Source organism: Mesorhizobium quangtriensis, assembly GCF_040081925.1.
Taxonomy (GTDB): Bacteria; Pseudomonadota; Alphaproteobacteria; order Rhizobiales; family Rhizobiaceae; genus Mesorhizobium_K; species Mesorhizobium_K quangtriensis.
Window position 1 is genome coordinate 1,187,912 of sequence record NZ_JBEBMF010000002.1, and the last position, 18,468, is coordinate 1,206,379.

Consider the following 18,468-nt stretch of genomic DNA (forward strand, 5'->3'; position numbering starts at 1 on the left):
GGTTCCTATCAGGCTGCGGGTGCCGGGGCATCTCCGGTCAATGGCTTGGGGACCACCTTGATGCCGTTTTCACGGAAGGCATGGTGCACGGCCTTCAGGACTTCGCGTCGTATCCCGGAAACGTCGGCCGGCTTTGCAGTGAACTTGCCTCGAACCACGAGCGTGCCATCCTCGACGTTCGCAATACCCTGGCTCTTGAACGTCTCTATGATGCCTGGTGACAGTTCCGGGTTTGTAAGCAGATCCTGTCCGATCTTCTTGAACAGCTTGCGCACGACTTCCATGTCGGTATCGAAGGCCAGCCGGAAGGCGATCTTCTCGATCGCCCAGTCGCGGCTGAAATTCACGACCTTGCTGATCTGGCCGTAGGGGATGGTCGCCACTGGACCGCGCGGGTTGCGCAGTGTGACCGACCGCACGGAAATCTTCTCGACCGTGCCCTTGGCGCCGGACGTCTCGATATACTCGCCGATGCGGAAAGCATCGTCGACCAGGAAGAAGAGGCCCGACACGATGTCCTTGACCAGCGTCTGCGAGCCGAAACCGATGGCCAGGCCGAAGACGCTGAGACCCGTGATCAGCGGCCAGACATTGACGCCGAACGATACAAGAACCGAAAGAAAGGCAAGCGCGGCGATGGCCGACTTGCCGACCCAACCGATCAGCGGCACCAATGTGCCTAGGCGCGAATAGGGTGTCGCCGGATTGCCTGCCGATTCCCGGTCCCGTAAGGCGATCCGTCCGATTACGGTCCCAAGCAGATTCCAGCAGAAGGCGGCGGCTGTAGCAATCAGACCGATGTGAATTGCTTCGGTGCGAATACTGTGAAGGTTGATCCCGAAACCGGATGCCAGCGGCGAGGCCCAGATCGCGCCGAGCATGGTGAGCATTGCGATCAGCACCGCAAACCTTAGAGTTTGCTGAAGAGCTATACCGACAAAGGATACGCGTGTTGCTTCCAGTGCAGTGTTCGCTCGCGTTGCAATTAGCGCATCAATATGCGGAAGCAGAAAGACAATTATGATCGTGAGGAGTACCGACCCGCTTGGCAGTGCAACCCCGAGAGTCTGTGCAATCTGAGTCGTCGCTAAAGTAACGATCAGAAATCCGATAACGATCGCTGGCCAAAGTCGGGCAAGCCATCCGTGCCAACGCGCTCGGGGCTTGGAGCCCGCTATGGCAGCGGAGAGCGTTTTGCCGTGGTACCAGACTATCCAGCAGAACATGGCGAAGAGGGGGAGGACGAACAGCAGCGTTCCCAAGACGTCGCCAATGCCGGGTCCCGCTTTCCAGAGTCGCAGCGTCGCCATGGTGGCCATGCCAACCAAGGCCCATCCGACCGCGACGCAAAGATCCCGCGCCAATTTACCGAGATGTCCCCTGCCGAGCGGCGATTTCGACAAGAGCGCATGAAGCGATTCGAAGCCAACCAAGGCGATTGCGGCTGCCACGATCCAGATTCGCAGTGTACGAACTGCAAGCCCTTCAGCCAACATCAAGCGTTGCACGACGACGCCTGCAACGATGGCTAAAAATATTGAAGCAACAAGTGCAAAAAGCCGGCGCCAAGCGCCTTGATGTGCACGCCCAAACCAGCGCCGGCACAAGTGGAACACCGCGACGGTGGTGAGGACCACGAGCAGAATTTGTAGCGCAAGTTCACCAAGGCTCGTCCCACCCGCCACGAAAGAGGCGCGCAAGGATTCAATTTCCGCCCCGATAGTTCGGAAAGCGCTGGCGCGGGTTTCCAGCCCGGCAACGAAACGACCCATCATTTGTTCGAAGCCGGATACGATCGACGTAACATCGGTCGCCGGCAAAGAAGTCTCTTCCGCCATTTTCCCCTCTCAGTGGCCTCGGGCGGAGCCGGGCCACATCGCCACACTTATAGCAGATTTTCGGGGAAACAAAGATGACTTCAAGCGGCAGGACGCTCGCTATTGCCGAAGTTACACCATCCCGAGCGCGGCCAGATAAAGGTCAAGGATCGCTTCCTCTTCCTGCCGCTCCGCCTGGTCCTGCTTGCGCAGGCGGATGATCTTGCGCACCGCCTTGGTGTCGAAGCCGGTGCCCTTCATCTCGGCAAAGACTTCCTTGATGTCGTCGGCAATCGTCTTCTTCTCTTCCTCCAGGCGCTCGACGCGCTCGATGAAGGCGCGCAACTGGCCCGCGGCCACAGTCTGGCTGGTCTCGGTTATGTCATCGGCCATGGTGCTCTCCTGAACTCTTGCGGCCCGACTCGGGCGGACCGTACGGGGTGCGGTTCGATGCCTCAAGCAGCCGGGAGGGTCAAGGGGCCGCGCGACCGCGCCTAATGGTCCTTGGGCCGGTTGATCTCGAACGCCGCCTTCTTGGCATCCGACGCTTCCGTCTGGTATTTCTTTTGCCAGTCGGCATAGGGCATTCCGTAGACGATCTCGCGCGACTCGTCCTTCGACAGCGGCAGGCCTTCCGCTTCCGCCGCCTCGCGGTACCAGTTGGACAGGCAGTTGCGGCAGAAGCCGGCGAGGTTCATCAGGTCGATGTTCTGCACGTCGGTTCGTTCGCGGAGGTGCGCGACCAGCCGCCGGAAGGCAGCCGCCTCGAAATCGCGCCGCTGCGTTTCGCTGAGATCGGTCATGGCTGTCCTCACGGTTCAAACGGCACCAGCCCGGTTCGCGAGCCATATTGCCTGACCTCTTGTATATCGGGCCGGCGGTTGATGGCGTCAACAATCGGTGCCAGCCGCGCCGCCCAGTCGTGTGCGCCGCTTTCGTCGGCGATCAGGTCCTGCCTGATTTCAACCAGCGCATGCGCCAAGCCGTTGACGATGGCGTGCCGGTACATTGTGTCGCCGCGCAGCGCGCCGTCATAGGGCTCGTTGTCGCCGATCACGAGCGACGGGTCGGCAGCCAACATGTCGATCAGCGGACGCGCCGCCCGGTCGTCCAGATCCCACAGAACGCCAGCGTGCCAAGGACGCACGAAACCTTGCATGACGGGCGTGAAGGAATGGACCGAAACGATCAGCGGCGGCCGGCCGGACGCAGCGGCAACCGAGGCGACCATGGCGCCGACCGCATCGTGATAGGGGCGATAGAACTGCTCCAGCCGCCTTTCGCGCTCCACTTCCGGCATCGGATAATTGGCCGGCACGACTGTGCCGTCGTAGAGCTGCCGGATCAGCGTAGGGTCGTCCTCGCCCCGATTGGGATCGATGAGCAGGCGCGAGAAGCCCGCCATAACCGCCGGCGCACCTGTAAGCTCCGCCAGCCGCCGCGTCACCGCTTCGACGCCGATGTCGTAGGCGATATGCCGGTCGAACTCTGACGCCGGCAAACCGAGGTCCCCATACTCGTCGGGAAGATCGCGTCTCGCATGGTCTGCGACCAGAACGAGACCTTGGCCGCGGTTGCCGTCCACGATTTCGAAAGGAGCGAAAACTGCCGAACGGGTCATGAAAATGGCTTCTGCGATGGAGCGCGAACGGACTGCGCGTTTTAAGGGATGCCGAGAACAATGCCGCTGTTTGGCCATGCTTTTCAAGGAATTCTGCGGCGCGCGGCAAAAAGCGTGCTTCACTCGGCTAAATCGATTGGACCGGAAGAGTTGCGCGCGTTGACATACGGCCGGACTTTTCCGAAAAGGGGCGCAGACAATGCTTCTGAAATCCAAGAGAGGTTCGGGGATGGCTTTTGCCGCTGGGCAACGCGTTCTTCGTGCGTCGCCCGTACCGCTCATCCTCTTGGCCATGGCCTGCTTCACTGCGCTCGGAACGACGGGCGCGAAGGCCGACTTCCGCGTCTGCAACGCAACGCAGAACCTCGTCGGCGTCGGCATCGGCTACCGCGCGCAGGCGGGCTGGGTCACCGAGGGTTGGTGGCACATAGAGGGATCGACCTGCAAGACGCTGATCGAGGGCGCACTGTCATCCAGATTTTACTATCTTTATGCAGAAGACGCCGAGCGCGGCGGACGATGGGATGGGCCCATCACCATGTGCGTGGCGGAAAAAGAGTTCAAGATCGCCGGCGTCAACGACTGCCTCGCGCGCGGTTACCAGCGGGCCGGCTTCCAGGAATATGACACGGGCGAGCAGGCAAGCTGGATGGTCCAGCTCACAGACGAGCCCGCGCCCGACGCCGAGCAATCCGTCAACGGGCCATCCGTCGATGGGCCATCCGTCGACGGGCAAACCACTCCCATGGAACCAACTGCTCAATGAGACGTAGCCGCAAGGTCAAGATACTCGCCACCATAGGTCCGGCCTCCTCCAGCGAGGAGATGCTCAGGAAGCTTTTCGACGCCGGCGCGGACGTGTTCCGCATCAACATGAGCCACACTGATCACGACCTGATGCGCACCCTCGTAGCGCGCATCCGCTCGGTCGAGAAAGCTGTCGGTCGGCCGATCGGCATTCTCGCCGATCTTCAGGGGCCAAAGCTTCGTGTCGGCAAGTTTGCCAACGGCAAGGAAACCCTGAAGCAGGGCCAGACCTTCACGCTCGACGACAATCCGGAGCCCGGCGACGCGACCCGTGTCTACCTGCCGCATCCGGAAATCCTGAAATCCGTCGAACCGGGACACCGCCTGCTGATCGATGACGGCAAATTGGAACTCAAAGCCACGGCCTGTGACGGCAAGTCCATCACCTCCACCGTCATCGCCGGCACCACCATTTCCGACAAGAAGGGCGTCAGCCTTCCCGACACCGATCTTCCAGTCGGCGCCCTGACGAACAAGGATCGTGCCGACCTCGACGCTGTGCTCGAGACCGGTGTGGACTGGGTCGCGCTCTCCTTCATCCAGCGCCCCGACGATCTGGCCGAGGCGCGCAAGATCGCACGCGGCCGGGCGCTCCTTATGTCCAAGATCGAGAAGCCGCAGGCGGTCGCGCGCCTCTCGGAGATCATCGAGCATTCCGATGCCCTTATGGTCGCGCGCGGCGACCTCGGCGTCGAGATGCCGCTGGAGGCCGTGCCGGGCATCCAGAAACAGATCACCCGCGCCGGACGCCGCGCCGGCAAGCCGGTGGTCGTTGCCACGCAGATGCTGGAGTCGATGATTACCTCGCCCGTACCCACGCGTGCGGAAGTGTCGGACGTGTCGATCGCCGTGTTCGAAGGCGCCGACGCGATCATGCTTTCGGCGGAATCGGCGGCGGGTGCCTATCCTGTCGAGGCGGTGGCGACGATGAACAGGATCGCCACCAAGGTCGAAACCGATCCGCTTTATGCCGGCATTATCAACGCGCAGCGCTCCGAGCCGGAAGCCACCGGCGCGGATGCCATTTCGCTCGCCGCACGCCAGATCGCGGAAACGCTGAAGCTTTCCGCCATCGTGACCTACACGGCATCTGGTACGACCGGGCTGCGCGCCGCGCGGGAACGCCCGCAGGTGCCGATTATCGCGCTTTCGCCGATCCTCAACACCGCACGCCGTCTGTCGCTTCTCTGGGGCACGCACTGCGTCGTGTCGCCGGACGCCGCCGATCTCGATGACATGGTCGATCGCGCCTGCCGCATCGCGCAGGAAGAAAACTTCGGCGCTAAGGGCGATCGTATCATTATAACGGCCGGCGTGCCGCTGCGCACTCCGGGCTCCACCAACATGCTGCGCATCGCCTATATCGGCGTCGATGAAGGCTCAGCCGATCCGGAGCGCGGGCGCATCACGCCACAGAAGAACCCTCGCTAGGGCAATTTCAGGAAAAGTGCGCACCGGTTTTCCGTCCGGAATTGCGTCAGAACAAATACTTGGAGCGTGTCTGCGATTCAACGAAAAAGCAGAACCGCTCTGGGCACTCAGATCCCGGCAAACTCTCCGCCTGGATTTGCGGTCGGCTCACAACCGGGCGAAAACTTGTCGCCCGCGATCCGCACCTCCACCTGCCTCGCCATCGCCTGCAGATCGCGTGGACTACCGGCGAGTTTCTCGATCGCCGCCACGGCAAGGTCAGGCGCGATCCAGTCTGGCTTGTGGCCCATGTTCCTCACCCAGACCAGTTCTGCAGTCGGGATATCGCGCGCCAGTCCGAGCGAATGGATTTCCTCATAGACGACCGTATCGGCATTCCCGGAAATAACCACCGCCGGCGCGGCGATCTCGCGGTAGCGCGGCGCATTGGCAAGTGCGAAGCCGTACAGGCCCTCGACATCGGCTGCGTTCGACCGGAACGCTCCGGGCCTGAGCACGAGAGGAATTTGCGCCTGCGTGATATAATCGTCTGGCATCGGGTTCGGCGCGAACACGCATTCCGTCGCCCGGCGCATCTGCCATGAGCCCGCGACGCTGACGACAGTCTCGGAGAACAGCCAGCCAATCACAGGCATCCGGGTCAGGCTGTAGTACCAGGAAGTTTTGCCACCCGGCCACGGATGCGTGGCTGCGGCGAGGAACAGAAGACCCTTCGTCTTCTGAGGAAAGGTGAGCGCGAATGCTGCGGCGATGGATCCGCCGAAAGAATGCCCGACGATGATCGCAGGGCCGATGCCAAGGCGGTCCATCAATGCGGCAATCATCGCAGCCTGCTCGCGTTGCGACTCATGCCCCTTCGCGCGACCAGACCAGCCATGACCCGGCCGATCGAGGAACAGCATCTCGGCCCGACTCTCCAGCAACGGCCTCATCGGCATCATCTGGTCGTTGAGATTGGCGCTGGCACCGTGAATGAACACGACCGGCGGAAGGTCCCCATGCGGAGCGGGAAGGTGAACATGGTGCAATCGGACGCCGCCGACCTCCGCGAACACCCCGGCCGGCGGATTGCGCCGGCCGATCAGCCATGTGTTCACGCGTGTGAAGACAGCGAGCAGCACCAGCGGAACCAGAAGAACGAGAACGAAGGCAGCCACGATGACCGAACGGTAAGATTGAGATGATCTGGATGCGGGCAGTCGGCCCGAGAGCTGGTCAGATGCCTTCGCCCGCCAGTTCCTCGGATAGCGTGGCAACTTCGTTCTGGGCACTGCGCATCATCGGGTAGACATCGAGCACGCGCTGCCAGGCCTGCAGCGCCAGTTCGTCGCGGCCAGTCGTCTTCATGATCTGGCCCATGCCCGAAAGCGCACCGAAATGGCGCGGCTCGATCTCGAGCGTATGTCCGATATCGGACATCGACTTGGCGTAGTTGTGCATCATGAAATGCACGGTCGCGCGCCTGTTCCAGCCCTCGGCATAGTCGGGCCTCATCGTCACGACCTGATCGAGGAAGTCCAGCGCCACGTCGAACTTCTTGCTGTCGATCGCATTCTTGGACCAGCCCATCATGAGGTCGATGGAAGCACTGCCGGAGCGGCTCCACTCTTCCCAGATGCGGCTGGCGATGCGTTCGGCCGCCTTTTCGTTGCGCTCGCGTTTCAACTGGCCAAACAAGGCGTCGATGCGATTGTGCTGCTTTTCGCCGGAAGACAACGCGGTGTCTGGCGCTGGAAACGCCTCGCTTGGTAGGGCCTCTTGAGGCAGTGCTTGGGGCAATTCGGGCAAGGATTCTTCCGGCGGTTCGTTGGCGAAGGCCGGGAAAAGAGCGGCGGTGAGGGCCATGCCGCAGAAGGCAAAACGAATCCGCATAGGTGCGAATCTATTCGCACCTGCACAAAGGTCAAATTGAATTTTTCGTGTCGAAGGCCTCGCGGCGCTTCCGATCAGCTCAGCCCTGGCGCGCCTTGAAGCGCGGAGCGGTCTTGTTGATCAGGTAAACGCGGCCCTTGCGGCGAACCAGGCGGTTGTCGCGGTGACGGGCCTTCAGGGCCTTGAGGGAGTTCTTGATCTTCATCGGTCTGGCCTGTCGAATGGGCCCATTCGGGCCGAACTAAAAGGCGCGCCCAAGAGCGCGCCCGAATTTGTGAAAGGCTCATAGACGAGGAATCTTGTCCCTGTCAACCACGGCGGCATGCCCCTTCTGGCTTGCGACCCGGATGCAGCCTCTTTAACCTCATCACGCCACAGGAGAACAACCGTGCGACGGCTTGCCCTCACTATCGCCCTCATGCCCCTTGCATTCTCCTCTCCAGCCATGTCGCAGGAATGCGACCCGAACGACGAAAGCCAGATGGGAATGAACATCTGCGCGGCCGCCGACTATAAGGCCGAAGACGCCAAGCTGAACCGCGCCTATCGCGAAATCGTCAAGCGGCTGGCGGATTCGCCCGAGGACAAGAAACTGCTCCAGACCGCCCAGCGCGACTGGATCGCCTTCCGCGACGCCGAATGCGCCTTCTCGACCAACGACAGCAAGGACGGCTCCATCTATCCCATGTTGCTGTCACAGTGCCTGGCCGACCTCACCGAAGCGCGCACCAAGCAGCTTGGCGCCTACCTCGACTGCGAGGAAGGCGACATGTCGTGCCCGGTTCCGGCCGCCCAATAGCGCTTACGATCCAACCGGACGGATGCGCGTGAAATGGCCCATCTTGCGGCCAGGCCGGGCTTCGGCCTTGCCGTAGAGATGCAGCACGAGGTTCGGCTCGGCGAGCAGTGCAGGCGCCCGCGCCACCTCGTCCCCGATCAGGTTTTCCATCACGCAGTCCGAATGGCGCGTGGTATCCCCGAGCGGCAGGCCAGCAATCGCCCGGATATGCTGCTCGAACTGCGAGACGGCGCAGGCAGCTTCCGTCCAGTGGCCGGAATTGTGGACTCGCGGCGCGATTTCGTTGACCAGCAGCGAGCCGTCGGCCAGCACGAAGAACTCAATGCCAATGACCCCGATATAGTCCAGCGCCTCGACAATGGCGAAGGCAGCTGCCCGTGTGGCCTCCGCCGTGGCGGCCGGGATACGCGCCGGCACCGTGGACGTGTGGAGAATCCCGGCACGGTGAACGTTTTCCGCCGGATCGTAGCAACGGATCGTACCGTCCCATCCACGCGCCGCGATGATCGAAATCTCGCGCTCGAAGGCGATGAGTTGCTCGAAAATGAGCGGCACGCCGCCCATGGCGGCGTATATGCCGGTCGGGTCACCGGAGAAATTCCGGAAAACGCGCTGGCCTTTCCCGTCATATCCCATGCGGCAGGTTTTCAGAACGCCCGTCCCGCCAAAGCCGGCAAGCGCAACCGCCAGATCGGCATCGTTGTTCACGTGCAGGAAGTTAGCAGTTGCGATGCCGGCTGTCTTCAACGAGCGCTTTTCGACCAGCCGGTCCTGGCTCACTTCGAGAGCCTTCGGCGGCGGGTAAACCGGAACGGGGCCGGCAAGGCTGTTGGCTGCCGCAACCGGCACGTTCTCGAACTCGTATGTCACGACGTCCGAGAGCTGCGCTAGCTGCGCCAACGCGTCCGGATCGTCATAGGCCGCCACGATCTGCCGGTTGGCGACCTGCGCCGCCGGGCAGTCGGCCTGCGGTTCGAGAATGACCGTTCTGTAGCCCAGCCGGGCAGCGGCCATCGCCAGCATGCGGCCAAGCTGGCCGCCGCCGACGATGCCGATCGTCGCTCCGGGAGCGAGCGGTTTCGTTTTGGTCCGACCGATCATTGTCCCTCGGACGGCTCTGCCGCCACCTTCGCGGTCTGCGCAGCGCGGAACTTGTCCAGCCGCTTGGCCAGTGCCTCGTCGTGAAGCGCAAGCACCGCCGCGGCCAAAAGCGCGGCGTTGACTGCACCGGCGCGGCCGATCGCCAATGTCCCGACCGGAATGCCGGCCGGCATCTGCACGATGGAGAGCAGCGAATCCTGACCGGAAAGCGCCTTTGATTCCACCGGCACGCCAAACACCGGCAGCGGCGTCAGTGCCGCCGTCATGCCCGGTAGGTGTGCCGCCCCGCCGGCGCCAGCGATCACGACCTTGTAGCCGGCGTCCCTTGCCCCCTTGGCGAAATCGTAGAGACGCTCGGGCGTGCGGTGGGCGGAGACGATCTTCTTGTCATGGCCGATGCCGAGCGCGGAGAGGGTTTCGGCCGCGTGGCGCATGGTCGCCCAGTCGGACTGGCTGCCCATGATGATCGCGACGTCGGCGCGCTTGCTGTTCAACGGCATGTCTCCCGGCGATTCGTCGGGCGCTGTGGCCCCAATGCGCAAATGGCCCTAGTGGAATTCGCCTGCCCTCGCAAGGACGGCAGCCGCAGGAATCGCGGCTCGCGCCAGCCTCCAACGCGAATCAGGCGATGATGTCCGGGATGATCTTGTCTTCCAACGCCTTCAGCCGATCCTTGAGCCCCAACTTCTTCTTCTTCATGCGCTGGATCTGCAGCGGATCACAGCCGACCGCCATCATTGCGTTGATCGCGGCATCGAGATCCGTGTGTTCCTGCTTGAGCTTTGCGAATTCCAGGCGAATTTCGCTCTGTTCCTGGTCGGACATGTCTACCGTCTGCAGGGTTTCTGGCGCCGAAAAGCGCCATCCGGAGGGCTCCGGAAGCAAGCACCACCGGCGCGGCAGCCCATAGCACATTTTTGCGTTCACGGGAATGCTACCAAGAGCCCTTCGACACCGAAGCCGTAAGGTGGCAAACTGTCATCGTGCCGTCATAGGCGGAACCAGCGGTGGATACCGTCTGTTTCGGTTAGCATCGAGGAAACCATGAAAGGGAGAACCAATCATGTCTCTTGCCAACCATCTTGAAGAGCTGCAGCGAAAGCACGGCGATATCGAGCGTGAGATCGATGAAGCATTGCTTCATCCGTCGGTCGACGACCTCGATATCGCGGCTCTCAAGCGGCGCAAGCTGGCCCTCAAGGACGAGATTGAGAAACTGAGGGCGCAGCCCACGAAACACTGACGCCCCTTCGTCGCACACGCGGCGAATATCTATCGTCGGCGGCGCATATCGTGCCGCCGGTTGGTGGTTTGATTTTTCTGATGTGCAGCGGCGGATTAGGGATTTTCGAGCGGGGCTTTTGAGGCCTTGCGCTCGCACCGAGCGATACTTTGTCCCTGAGCCTTCTCCGGCTAACGCCGATCTTTCCGGAACATCCCGGCCTGCGGCGTCAATCGAACGCGCAGGGCCAGTTCCCTGGCACATTGAGACCCGCCGGCAGCTTCGTCTGCGCATCGCCGCACGACATGTCGACCTGCCACTGCTGCAGTCCGGTCGCCGCCGACAAGTCCTGGCCCTCGAAGCGGGTCAGGAAGAGGAAGGCGTTGGCAAAGTCGAGCGCGCCGGTGAACTTCGCCTTGCTGAGGTCAGCGCGAGACAGATTGGCGAGCGCGAATTTCGCGCCGGTTATGTCAGCTCCGGTGAAATCCGCCCGGCCGAGATCGGCCTTCGTGAAGTCCACGTCGACGAGATTGGCGTTGGCGAAATTCGAGCGCTGCAACTCGGCGCTGGCAAAGGTGGCGCCCTTGGCGAGAAGCCCACTGAAATTCGTGCGATAGGCCTCGATGCGGTCGAACTTCGCGCCCTCAGCATGCGAACCGGCAAGCGACGCCCGCACCAGCGTCGCCTTTTCGAAATTGGCCGCCATCAAATTGCTGTCGCGCAGGTCGGTGGAGGTAAAATCGGTCTCGACAAGCGTTGCGCCCTTCAGGTCGCTGCCGCTGATGACGATCACCTTCTTCGAGCACCCGGTCCAGTCGACGCCCGGCGCAGCGGAGGCCGAGCAGTCGGGCGCTGCTTGCGCAGCAGACAGGGCCAGCAGCGAGGCCGCCACGATCAGCGCGGCTTTCATGGCGAATGTCGAACCAGCGCACATCGTCAACTCAACCCTCCTCCAGGGACCTTGCCGCACCCTATCCATTCGGCACCGCGCCGTCATCTCCATCATGCTTCCCAGAACTGGTCCAGCCATATGTTGAGCTTCATGAACCCGCCTGCCGACACCGCATAAATCCTACGGGTGCCATGTGCCTCTACATCGACCAGTCCGGCATCGAGCAATATCTTCAGATGCTGCGAAACGGCCGGGCGCGATACCGGCAGGCCGGAGGCGAGTTCGCTGACCGTCTTCGGTCCCCGGCGAAGCTCCTCCAGAAGGTGGCGCCGGTTCGGGTCGGCTATCGCCAGGAATGCATCGGCGAAGGTCATCGCTTTTTGTGGGACAGAACGGGAGCGATCACAACTCCCTTCTTCACCGTGAACGCTCTTCTATTTGGCATCCTCCGCCGGTGTGCGTGGATCGAGCCGCGCAGCCTCCGGTGTCGCGCCCTTATCGGCGGGCATGGTCTTGAACGCCTCGCGCTGCTCAAGCGGCACAGGGGCGCGGCGGCCGATGCGCAGGATAGTGTAGCCGACGAGCAGGAAATGTGCGAGCGCGGTTGCGAGGAACAGGCTTTCGGGCCGCATCACCCCCATAAGCGCCGCGCCGACCATCGGCCCGATCATGGTGCCGAAACCGTAGAGCAAAAGCAGCCCGCCCGACACCTTGACGAATTCTTCCGGCTTGGCGTGATCGTTGGCATGCGCCACGGCCAGCGAATAGAGCGTGTAGGCGAACGCGCCATAGGCCGCCGTCATGGCGATGACGGCGGCGCCCGAGCGCGGCGTGAACAGAAAGATCAGCACGCCGACAGCCGCGCAGGCTGCTGATGCTCCCACCAGCACGTAGCGTCGATCCGTCTTGTCCGAAAGGCGCCCCACGGGCATCTGCATCGCTGCGCCGGCCACCACGACAAGGCTCATCATCAAGGCAATCTCGGCCGTCGAGATGCCGATGCGCGCGCCATAAACCGCGCCGAGCGTGCCCCACGCGCCATTCGCAACCCCGATCAGCAGACAGGCCGCTGACGACACCGGCGAATTCGCGTAGAGCCCGCGTATATCGAGCGTCACGTCCTGCAACGGCCTCGGATGCGCTGCGGTCGATACCGCCGTCGGCAGAAGCGCCGCGCAGAAGAAAATGCCGGCGACCATGAAAAGCGATGCGGAGCCCACGTCGCCAGCAGCAACGATCATCTGGCCGGCCATGATCGAGGCATAGGTGACCATCATGTAGAGGCCGAACACCGTGCCCCGGTTCTCGTTGGTCGCGCGCTCGTTGAGCCAGCTTTCGATTACCATGAATGCGCCCGCCATCGTGAAGCCGGTAAAGGCGCGCAGCAGGATCCAGATGTAGGGATCAATCATCAGGCCAGTCAAAAGCGCGACGATTGCCCCGGAAGCGGCAAAGGCTCCGAAAGCCCGAACATGCCCAGCGCGGCGAACGATCCTCGGCGCGAAGATGCAGCCGGCGACGAAGCCGCCAGCCCAGGCGGTTCCCATGAAGCCCAGCGAAGCCGTTGAAAATCCTTCTATCTGACCGCGCAATGGGAGCAGAAGGCCATGCAGGCCGGAGGCGGCCAGCAGGAAAGCGGTGCCGCGCAACAGCGAGAAGATGGGTTTGTAGGCCCCAAAATTCAGCATGCGGGATCGGAGTCCGAATCGGAATGAGCAGGCAACCGGCAGGATAGCGGTTTTGAGCTTCTTTTGCGGCAGTAGCGCGACATCGTTTTCCTCAGCGGCGAAACAGCGCTTCGGCAGCGGTCTTGGTCGCGCCCTTTGATTTCAGCTCAGCCTCCAGCCTCTCGATCTCGCCACGCAGGATGCCTATGCGGTCGGTCAGTTCGGCGACAGACAGAAGCGACAGGTCTTGGCCGATCTCGTGCGCCTTCGGCTTCTTCTTCGGCTCGTCGTCGAAAAGCGCCATCACGTCCTCCGCTTTGCATCACCCGTCGGCAAAGAATACATAGTCCAGCGAGAAGCACCAACCAGGGGATGCCGGAACGACGCGGCACAGGGAGATGACGATGGCGAGAACGGCGAGCATTCCGGCGCTCATGACGGTAGTCGCCATTTCCGAACCGGGCGGGCCGCGCGTCCTGAAGCCCGAACAGCGCGAGGTGCCGAGGCCGGGCCCGAGCGAAATCCTAATTCGCGTCCGCGCTGCAGGTGTGAACCGGCCGGACGTGCAGCAGCGCAAGGGGCTCTACCCGCCGCCCCCGGGCGCATCGGACCTGCCCGGCCTTGAAGTTGCGGGTGAGGTCGCAGCCGTGGGGGCCGAGGTGAAACGCTGGCACGGCGGCGACACGGTCACCGCTCTGACATCGGGCGGCGGCTATGCCGAATATGTCACCGTGCATGAAAGCAACGCCTTGCCTGTTCCGGGCGGGTTCACCTTCACGGAAGCCGCCGCGCTGCCCGAAAACTATTTCACCGTCTGGCACAATGTCTTCCAGCGCGGCGGCCTCAAGGCCGGCGAGACGTTCCTGATCCACGGCGGCTCGTCGGGCATCGGCACCACGGCGATCCAGCTTGCCTCGGCCTTCGGCGCGCGTGTCTTCACGACCGCCGGCTCGGCGGAAAAGTGCGCGGCCTGTATCAAGCTTGGGGCCGAGCGCGCGATCAATTACCGCGAGGAGGATTTCGTCGATGCGGTGAAGCAGGCGACCGGCGGTAAGGGGGTTAACCTTATCCTCGACATGGTCGGAGGCGACTATGTCGCCCGCAATTATCACGCTGCCGCAGTCGAGGGCCGTATCGTGCAGATCGCGACGCAAGACGGCGCGGTCGCCAGCACAGACTTCTCACGCCTCATGGTCAAGCGGCTGACGCACACGGGCTCGACGCTCAGGCCGCGAACCGTCGAATTCAAGGGCGAGGTCGCCCGGGAACTCGAAACGCATGTCTGGCCGCTCCTGGAAGCACGCCGGGTAGCGCCTGTGCTCGACATGATCTTTCCGCTGTCGGAAGCGTGGCGCGCACACGAGCGCATGGAAGAAGGCGATCACGTCGGCAAGATCATGCTGGATGTGGCGTAGCCTGGGGATTCGCCCCTTAACAGGCGTCGCGCTTTCCCGTTGCCACGCCCTGCTTTTTGCAGTCTGGCCATTGTCAAAGAACGCTCCCGTTTCAGGGAGTGAGGAAGACGGGCGGCCGTTTGGTCGCTCATATAAAGGTATTGCGTGCGACCTCGCGGCCGCCCGTCAGGCATGCTTCCCTCAACCGACCCGCCGGCCATCCCGTGGTGGTTTTGACGCCACAGGCAGCACACGACGTCCGGTTCGAGGGCCGGACCTGTGGGCTCATCGCCCAGCCATGCACCCCTGCACGACCTACCCGGTACCCGCCTGCCTGAATGATAGGTGCGCATCCGTTTCCCCGCGCAGGCAGGGCGATTATGCGGGAGGACGATAGGGTGGGGATAAAGAAGGCGATCTTTTCTTTGATATGCAGCTAAATCAAAGGGTTGAGTGGAAATCGTTTCCACATATGCAAGCCGGTCACACCACCCGCACCTGGAGGTCGCCTACCCCCTCGACATGGGCATGCAGGACGTCGCCCCGGCTTACCGGCCCGACGCCGGCCGGCGTGCCCGTCATGATCACGTCGCCCGGAGCGAGCCGGAACAGGCCGGACAGGCAGCTGATCATTTCCGGCACCTTCCAGATCATCTGATCCAGATTGCCTGCCTGCCGACGCTCGCCGTTCACGTCGAGCTGGATCAGACCGCGCGAAGGGTGGCCAATCTTTTCGGCGGGAACCAGCGGCGAACACGGCGCGGACTGTTCGAACGCCTTGGCAACCTCCCATGGGCGCGCCAGTTCCTTGGCCTTCGCCTGCAGGTCGCGCCGCGTCATGTCGAGCCCGACGCCGTAGCCCCAGACGCAGTCGAGCGCGTCGGCGACCGGAATATCCACACCACCACCCTTCAGTGCCACGACCATCTCGATCTCGTGATGCACGTCGTTGCTCGCGGACGGGTAGGGGAAACTGTCGCCGGCAAAAAGATTGTCGGGGTTCTTCTGGAAGAAGAACGGAGGCTCGCGATTCGGGTCGCCGCCCATCTCGATCGCGTGGTCTGCGTAGTTCCGCCCAACGCAGTAGACGCGATGAATGGGAAAGAGCATGTCCGACCCGGCAATCGGAAGCGTTGCCGCGGGCACCGGCCTTACAGCGTATTGCACGTTCCCGGCGTTCATCCGCTCTCTCCTTCAAATTCGCTGAGCAGATATGACACAAACACAATCATCTTCAATCAACAGTGGGCCGGAGAAGAGACTCGTCAGGCCGTGGCACAATGGATTTGCACGAGAAGGCTCCAAATCAGCGCGCCGAGCCAAGGCCGGAGCGCTATCTAAGGCAGCATAAAAATTCTGGTCGGCGGAGATGATCAGGCAGGCATGACCCCAGGCAGTTCATCCGACCGGCGCTATGCCGCCTTCCGACACAGGGCATTCGTGCGCTTCTGGGCTGCGCGGTTTCTCGCTACCTTCGCCACCCAGATCGTTTCGGTAGCGGTTGGCTGGCAGGTCTACGACCTGACCCGCGATCCTTTCGATCTCGGGCTCGTCGGAATCATCCAGTTCCTGCCGTCACTGCTGCTCGTGCTCGTAACAGGGGCGGCGTCAGACCGTTTCGGCCGACGGCTCATCATGGGCATTACGATGGGCATCGAGACGATCTGCGCGCTCTCGCTGCTGTTGCTGACGGTACGGGGACTGACCGGCGTCGGCCCCATCTTCATCGTCCTTGCCGCCTTCGGCGTGGCGCGCGCTTTCTTCGGACCCGCGTCCGCCTCGCTGGTAGCAAATCTGGTCCCCAGGGAAGATTTCCCGAACGCCGTGGCCTGGAATTCGTCGGCATGGCAGACGGCAACGATCGTCGGACCGGTTGCCGGCGGGTTGCTCTACGGGCTGTCGGCTGAAGCCGCGTACGGCACTGCCGTGCTTCTGATGGCCGCCGCGACAGTCTTCATCTTCACCATCCCGAAACCGGCGCAGCAGGACACGCGCGAGCAACCCAGTCTGGAAAGCCTGTTCGCAGGCTTCCGCTACATCTGGACCGAGAAGGTCGTGCTCGGCGCAATCTCGCTGGATTTGTTCGCAGTGCTGCTCTCCGGAGCCGTCGCCTTGCTGCCCGTCTATGCACGCGACATCCTCGAGCTCGGCCCCTGGGGCCTCGGCCTGTTGCGCGCGGCGCCCGGTGTCGGCGCGATCCTCGTCGCGATTTGGCTGACCGGCCACCCGATCCGCAACCATGCCGGCGTCATCATGCTCGCCTTTGTTGCGCTGTTCGGCGCCTTCACCGTCGTGTTTGGCGTCTCGACCATACCGTGGCTCTCGATCTTCGCACTCGCAACGCTCGGCGCGACCGACATGGTCAGTGTCTACATCAGGGAGACCCTGATCCAGCTGTGGACGCCCGACGAGGTCCGTGGCCGCGTCAACGCCGTGAACATGGTTTTCGTCGGCGCATCGAACGAACTCGGTGAGTTCCGCGCCGGAACGATGGCGGCGCTTATCGGCACGGTGCCCGCCGTCGTGTTCGGCGGCGTGGGGGCGATCGGCGTGGCCGGCCTCTGGGCGTTCCTGTTCCCGCAACTTAGAAACATCCGCGACCTGCGCGGGAAGCATTCGGACGGCTCGTCTACCTGACCGCGTTCTTATCGGCAGGCCGTCCGAAAATCGTCGCCAGGAATTCCTGCAGCCAGCGCTTCAGGTGCATGTCCCAGATCAGCCGCCCGCCGAGATGGTCGCGACCCGGTTGCGCGCCCGGCAGTTCGAAGCGATGCGCGCCATGCACGACCCAGCGGTGCATCATCATGCGGGTGAGTTCCGCGTGGAACTGGATGCCCCAGGCGTTCTCGCCATAACGAAACGCCTGGTTGGGATAGGCGTCGGCCGTGGCGAGCAGCGTGGCGTCCTTAGGTAACGAGAAACCTTCACGGTGGAACTGGTAGACCATCTCGGGCCACTGCATCAGCGCCTTGCCGTCGTCAGTCGCCTTGATCGGATACCAGCCGATCTCGACCAGCCCGTCGCCGTGGCCCTCGACCTTGCCGCCAAGATGATTCACCAGCATCTGCGCTCCGAGGCATATGCCGAGCAGCGGCCGGTTTTCCTTGAGCGGGACCTTCAGCCAGTCCGTCTCGCGGCGCACGAATTCTTCCTGATCGTTGGCGCTCATCGGCCCGCCGAACACCACCGCGCCAGCGTGGCGTTCCAGCGTCTCCGGAAGCTGGTCGCCGAGCGGCGGCCGCCTGATGTCGAGATCGAATCCGGCCTCGATGAGCTGGTGGCCGACACGGCCGGCGCTAGAACTTTCCTGGTGCAGGACGACCAGTATGCTTTCTCTCGGACGCTCGCGTCTCGGCATTAGTCGTCCAAGGATTTTCCCGTCAGCTTCACGGATTCGGCCTTGGCCTTCTGGCGCTCCAGGATGCGGTCGCGGCTGTCGACGCCGAGCAGTTCGGCAACCCGCCAGAGTGTATTGTCTTCCAGTTCATGCAACTCGCCGTCGGCATAAGCGACTTCCCACATCAGGCCGATGAACTCGACCCGCTGCGCTGCATCGAGATGACGTGCCAGCACGCTGGTAAAGGCATAAAGATCGACGGCCTCTTCGTCGGCTTCGCCCCCGGCAACCACGAGGTCGTCGAGCGCCGCCCCCGTCAGCCCGTAGGCTTCGGACAGCAATTCCTTCATCCGCTCCCACTCGGCGTCCTGACGAACGCCGTCAGCGTCCATCACATGATACATCAGGGCGGCCGCCGCGACACGCGGGTCTTCGGGGCCGAGCTGTGCGGCCGCACTGTCGCCGGACGGCAGATCCTTCAGGAAGGCTATTATGCGGTCGAACATCC

General features: G+C 62.7%; 23 protein-coding genes. 6 read left to right on the forward strand and 17 right to left on the reverse strand.

Annotated features, from left to right (window positions below):
• Positions 1 to 8: 8 nt before the first annotated feature.
• The 4 genes from ABMA32_RS14385 to ABMA32_RS14400 form a co-directional block, all read right to left on the reverse strand.
• On the reverse strand, positions 9 to 1,838 hold the full coding sequence (locus ABMA32_RS14385) for a mechanosensitive ion channel family protein (protein WP_349014432.1): 1,830 nt from the start codon (positions 1,836 to 1,838) through the stop codon (positions 9 to 11).
• A 111-nt stretch (positions 1,839 to 1,949) separates the two neighbouring features.
• Entirely contained in the window at positions 1,950 to 2,210 is a 261-nt protein-coding gene (locus ABMA32_RS14390) for a DUF2312 domain-containing protein (protein WP_349014433.1), read from the reverse strand.
• Between the two features lie 101 nt (positions 2,211 to 2,311).
• The gene (locus tag ABMA32_RS14395) at positions 2,312 to 2,620 is read right to left on the reverse strand and encodes a DUF1244 domain-containing protein (RefSeq protein WP_349014434.1); all 309 of its coding nucleotides are present in this window, start codon (positions 2,618 to 2,620) and stop codon (positions 2,312 to 2,314) included.
• Between the two features lie 8 nt (positions 2,621 to 2,628).
• Positions 2,629 to 3,438 (reverse strand): N-formylglutamate amidohydrolase, encoded by an 810-nt coding sequence (locus tag ABMA32_RS14400; RefSeq protein ID WP_349014435.1) that lies wholly within the window; start codon positions 3,436 to 3,438, stop codon positions 2,629 to 2,631.
• Between the two features lie 229 nt (positions 3,439 to 3,667).
• Between ABMA32_RS14400 and ABMA32_RS14405 the strand changes: the two genes are divergently transcribed.
• Both ABMA32_RS14405 and pyk read left to right on the forward strand, forming a co-directional pair.
• Positions 3,668 to 4,204 carry a DUF1036 domain-containing protein gene (locus tag ABMA32_RS14405; RefSeq protein WP_425475528.1) on the forward strand — a complete coding sequence of 179 codons (537 nt, stop codon included), beginning with the start codon at positions 3,668 to 3,670 and terminating at the stop codon, positions 4,202 to 4,204.
• On the forward strand, positions 4,201 to 5,676 hold the full coding sequence (pyk, locus tag ABMA32_RS14410; protein WP_349014436.1) for a pyruvate kinase: 1,476 nt from the start codon (positions 4,201 to 4,203) through the stop codon (positions 5,674 to 5,676). Before ABMA32_RS14405 ends, pyk begins: the two co-directional genes overlap by 4 nt.
• A 107-nt stretch (positions 5,677 to 5,783) precedes the next feature.
• Here the strand turns inward: pyk and ABMA32_RS14415 are convergent, their stop codons facing one another.
• The 3 genes from ABMA32_RS14415 to ykgO form a co-directional block, all read right to left on the reverse strand.
• Positions 5,784 to 6,836 (reverse strand): alpha/beta fold hydrolase, encoded by a 1,053-nt coding sequence (locus ABMA32_RS14415; protein WP_349014749.1) that lies wholly within the window; start codon positions 6,834 to 6,836, stop codon positions 5,784 to 5,786.
• 55 nt (positions 6,837 to 6,891) lie between these two features.
• Positions 6,892 to 7,548 (reverse strand): tetratricopeptide repeat protein, encoded by a 657-nt coding sequence (locus ABMA32_RS14420; RefSeq protein WP_349014437.1) that lies wholly within the window; start codon positions 7,546 to 7,548, stop codon positions 6,892 to 6,894.
• A 79-nt stretch (positions 7,549 to 7,627) separates the two neighbouring features.
• Complete coding sequence (ykgO, locus tag ABMA32_RS14425) at positions 7,628 to 7,753, reverse strand: type B 50S ribosomal protein L36 (protein ID WP_292766300.1); 126 nt, start codon at positions 7,751 to 7,753, stop codon at positions 7,628 to 7,630.
• 183 nt (positions 7,754 to 7,936) lie between these two features.
• On the opposite strand from ykgO, the gene ABMA32_RS14430 reads away from it, so the two are divergent.
• Entirely contained in the window at positions 7,937 to 8,347 is a 411-nt protein-coding gene (locus ABMA32_RS14430) for a lysozyme inhibitor LprI family protein (protein WP_349014438.1), read from the forward strand.
• A 3-nt stretch (positions 8,348 to 8,350) separates the two neighbouring features.
• Here ABMA32_RS14430 and ABMA32_RS14435 read toward each other — a convergent pair whose 3' ends face one another.
• From ABMA32_RS14435 to ABMA32_RS14445, 3 genes are all read right to left on the reverse strand, one after another.
• Complete coding sequence (locus ABMA32_RS14435) at positions 8,351 to 9,448, reverse strand: 5-(carboxyamino)imidazole ribonucleotide synthase (RefSeq protein ID WP_349014439.1); 1,098 nt, start codon at positions 9,446 to 9,448, stop codon at positions 8,351 to 8,353.
• A complete protein-coding gene (purE, locus tag ABMA32_RS14440) occupies positions 9,445 to 9,942 on the reverse strand; it encodes a 5-(carboxyamino)imidazole ribonucleotide mutase (protein ID WP_349014440.1) in 498 nt (165 codons plus the stop codon). Before purE ends, ABMA32_RS14435 begins: the two co-directional genes overlap by 4 nt.
• Before the next feature lie 127 nt (positions 9,943 to 10,069).
• Entirely contained in the window at positions 10,070 to 10,273 is a 204-nt protein-coding gene (locus ABMA32_RS14445) for a YdcH family protein (RefSeq protein ID WP_349014441.1), read from the reverse strand.
• A 238-nt stretch (positions 10,274 to 10,511) separates the two neighbouring features.
• Between ABMA32_RS14445 and ABMA32_RS14450 the strand changes: the two genes are divergently transcribed.
• On the forward strand, positions 10,512 to 10,691 hold the full coding sequence (locus tag ABMA32_RS14450) for a YdcH family protein (protein WP_349014442.1): 180 nt from the start codon (positions 10,512 to 10,514) through the stop codon (positions 10,689 to 10,691).
• Positions 10,692 to 10,899: 208 nt separating this feature from the next.
• Here the strand turns inward: ABMA32_RS14450 and ABMA32_RS14455 are convergent, their stop codons facing one another.
• From ABMA32_RS14455 to ABMA32_RS14470, 4 genes are all read right to left on the reverse strand, one after another.
• Positions 10,900 to 11,604, reverse strand: coding sequence for a pentapeptide repeat-containing protein (locus tag ABMA32_RS14455; RefSeq protein ID WP_349014750.1), 705 nt, complete (start codon positions 11,602 to 11,604; stop codon positions 10,900 to 10,902).
• A gap of 68 nt (positions 11,605 to 11,672) precedes the next feature.
• The gene (locus ABMA32_RS14460) at positions 11,673 to 11,936 is read right to left on the reverse strand and encodes an ArsR/SmtB family transcription factor (protein ID WP_349014443.1); all 264 of its coding nucleotides are present in this window, start codon (positions 11,934 to 11,936) and stop codon (positions 11,673 to 11,675) included.
• Between the two features lie 60 nt (positions 11,937 to 11,996).
• Positions 11,997 to 13,250 (reverse strand): MFS transporter, encoded by a 1,254-nt coding sequence (locus ABMA32_RS14465; protein ID WP_349014444.1) that lies wholly within the window; start codon positions 13,248 to 13,250, stop codon positions 11,997 to 11,999.
• A 91-nt stretch (positions 13,251 to 13,341) separates the two neighbouring features.
• On the reverse strand, positions 13,342 to 13,533 hold the full coding sequence (locus ABMA32_RS14470; RefSeq protein ID WP_349014445.1) for a DUF1192 domain-containing protein: 192 nt from the start codon (positions 13,531 to 13,533) through the stop codon (positions 13,342 to 13,344).
• A 100-nt stretch (positions 13,534 to 13,633) separates the two neighbouring features.
• Between ABMA32_RS14470 and ABMA32_RS14475 the strand changes: the two genes are divergently transcribed.
• The gene (locus ABMA32_RS14475; RefSeq protein ID WP_349014446.1) at positions 13,634 to 14,644 is read left to right on the forward strand and encodes an NAD(P)H-quinone oxidoreductase; all 1,011 of its coding nucleotides are present in this window, start codon (positions 13,634 to 13,636) and stop codon (positions 14,642 to 14,644) included.
• A gap of 462 nt (positions 14,645 to 15,106) precedes the next feature.
• Here the strand turns inward: ABMA32_RS14475 and ABMA32_RS14480 are convergent, their stop codons facing one another.
• The gene (locus ABMA32_RS14480; protein ID WP_349014447.1) at positions 15,107 to 15,805 is read right to left on the reverse strand and encodes a fumarylacetoacetate hydrolase family protein; all 699 of its coding nucleotides are present in this window, start codon (positions 15,803 to 15,805) and stop codon (positions 15,107 to 15,109) included.
• A gap of 201 nt (positions 15,806 to 16,006) precedes the next feature.
• On the opposite strand from ABMA32_RS14480, the gene ABMA32_RS14485 reads away from it, so the two are divergent.
• Entirely contained in the window at positions 16,007 to 17,260 is a 1,254-nt protein-coding gene (locus ABMA32_RS14485) for an MFS transporter (RefSeq protein ID WP_349014448.1), read from the forward strand.
• Here the strand turns inward: ABMA32_RS14485 and ABMA32_RS14490 are convergent.
• A complete protein-coding gene (locus ABMA32_RS14490) occupies positions 17,253 to 17,981 on the reverse strand; it encodes a glutamine amidotransferase (RefSeq protein WP_349014449.1) in 729 nt (242 codons plus the stop codon). The genes ABMA32_RS14485 and ABMA32_RS14490 overlap by 8 nt on opposite strands.
• A complete protein-coding gene (locus ABMA32_RS14495; protein ID WP_349014450.1) occupies positions 17,981 to 18,466 on the reverse strand; it encodes a tellurite resistance TerB family protein in 486 nt (161 codons plus the stop codon). Before ABMA32_RS14495 ends, ABMA32_RS14490 begins: the two co-directional genes overlap by 1 nt.
• Positions 18,467 to 18,468: the final 2 nt, after the last annotated feature.

Coding starts and splice junctions, on each gene's coding strand:
- ABMA32_RS14385 (WP_349014432.1), bottom strand. CDS start 1,838: ATGGCGGAAGAGACTTCTTTGCCGGCGACCGATGTTACGTCGATCGTA.
- ABMA32_RS14390 (WP_349014433.1), bottom strand. CDS start 2,210: ATGGCCGATGACATAACCGAGACCAGCCAGACTGTGGCCGCGGGCCAG.
- ABMA32_RS14395 (WP_349014434.1), bottom strand. CDS start 2,620: ATGACCGATCTCAGCGAAACGCAGCGGCGCGATTTCGAGGCGGCTGCC.
- ABMA32_RS14400 (WP_349014435.1), bottom strand. CDS start 3,438: ATGACCCGTTCGGCAGTTTTCGCTCCTTTCGAAATCGTGGACGGCAAC.
- ABMA32_RS14405 (WP_425475528.1), top strand. CDS start 3,668: ATGGCTTTTGCCGCTGGGCAACGCGTTCTTCGTGCGTCGCCCGTACCG.
- pyk (WP_349014436.1), top strand. CDS start 4,201: ATGAGACGTAGCCGCAAGGTCAAGATACTCGCCACCATAGGTCCGGCC.
- ABMA32_RS14420 (WP_349014437.1), bottom strand. CDS start 7,548: ATGCGGATTCGTTTTGCCTTCTGCGGCATGGCCCTCACCGCCGCTCTT.
- ykgO (WP_292766300.1), bottom strand. CDS start 7,753: ATGAAGATCAAGAACTCCCTCAAGGCCCTGAAGGCCCGTCACCGCGAC.
- ABMA32_RS14435 (WP_349014439.1), bottom strand. CDS start 9,448: ATGATCGGTCGGACCAAAACGAAACCGCTCGCTCCCGGAGCGACGATC.
- ABMA32_RS14445 (WP_349014441.1), bottom strand. CDS start 10,273: ATGTCCGACCAGGAACAGAGCGAAATTCGCCTGGAATTCGCAAAGCTC.
- ABMA32_RS14450 (WP_349014442.1), top strand. CDS start 10,512: ATGTCTCTTGCCAACCATCTTGAAGAGCTGCAGCGAAAGCACGGCGAT.
- ABMA32_RS14455 (WP_349014750.1), bottom strand. CDS start 11,604: ATGTGCGCTGGTTCGACATTCGCCATGAAAGCCGCGCTGATCGTGGCG.
- ABMA32_RS14460 (WP_349014443.1), bottom strand. CDS start 11,936: ATGACCTTCGCCGATGCATTCCTGGCGATAGCCGACCCGAACCGGCGC.
- ABMA32_RS14465 (WP_349014444.1), bottom strand. CDS start 13,250: ATGCTGAATTTTGGGGCCTACAAACCCATCTTCTCGCTGTTGCGCGGC.
- ABMA32_RS14470 (WP_349014445.1), bottom strand. CDS start 13,533: ATGGCGCTTTTCGACGACGAGCCGAAGAAGAAGCCGAAGGCGCACGAG.
- ABMA32_RS14475 (WP_349014446.1), top strand. CDS start 13,634: ATGGCGAGAACGGCGAGCATTCCGGCGCTCATGACGGTAGTCGCCATT.
- ABMA32_RS14480 (WP_349014447.1), bottom strand. CDS start 15,805: ATGAACGCCGGGAACGTGCAATACGCTGTAAGGCCGGTGCCCGCGGCA.
- ABMA32_RS14485 (WP_349014448.1), top strand. CDS start 16,007: ATGACCCCAGGCAGTTCATCCGACCGGCGCTATGCCGCCTTCCGACAC.
- ABMA32_RS14490 (WP_349014449.1), bottom strand. CDS start 17,981: ATGCCGAGACGCGAGCGTCCGAGAGAAAGCATACTGGTCGTCCTGCAC.
- ABMA32_RS14495 (WP_349014450.1), bottom strand. CDS start 18,466: ATGTTCGACCGCATAATAGCCTTCCTGAAGGATCTGCCGTCCGGCGAC.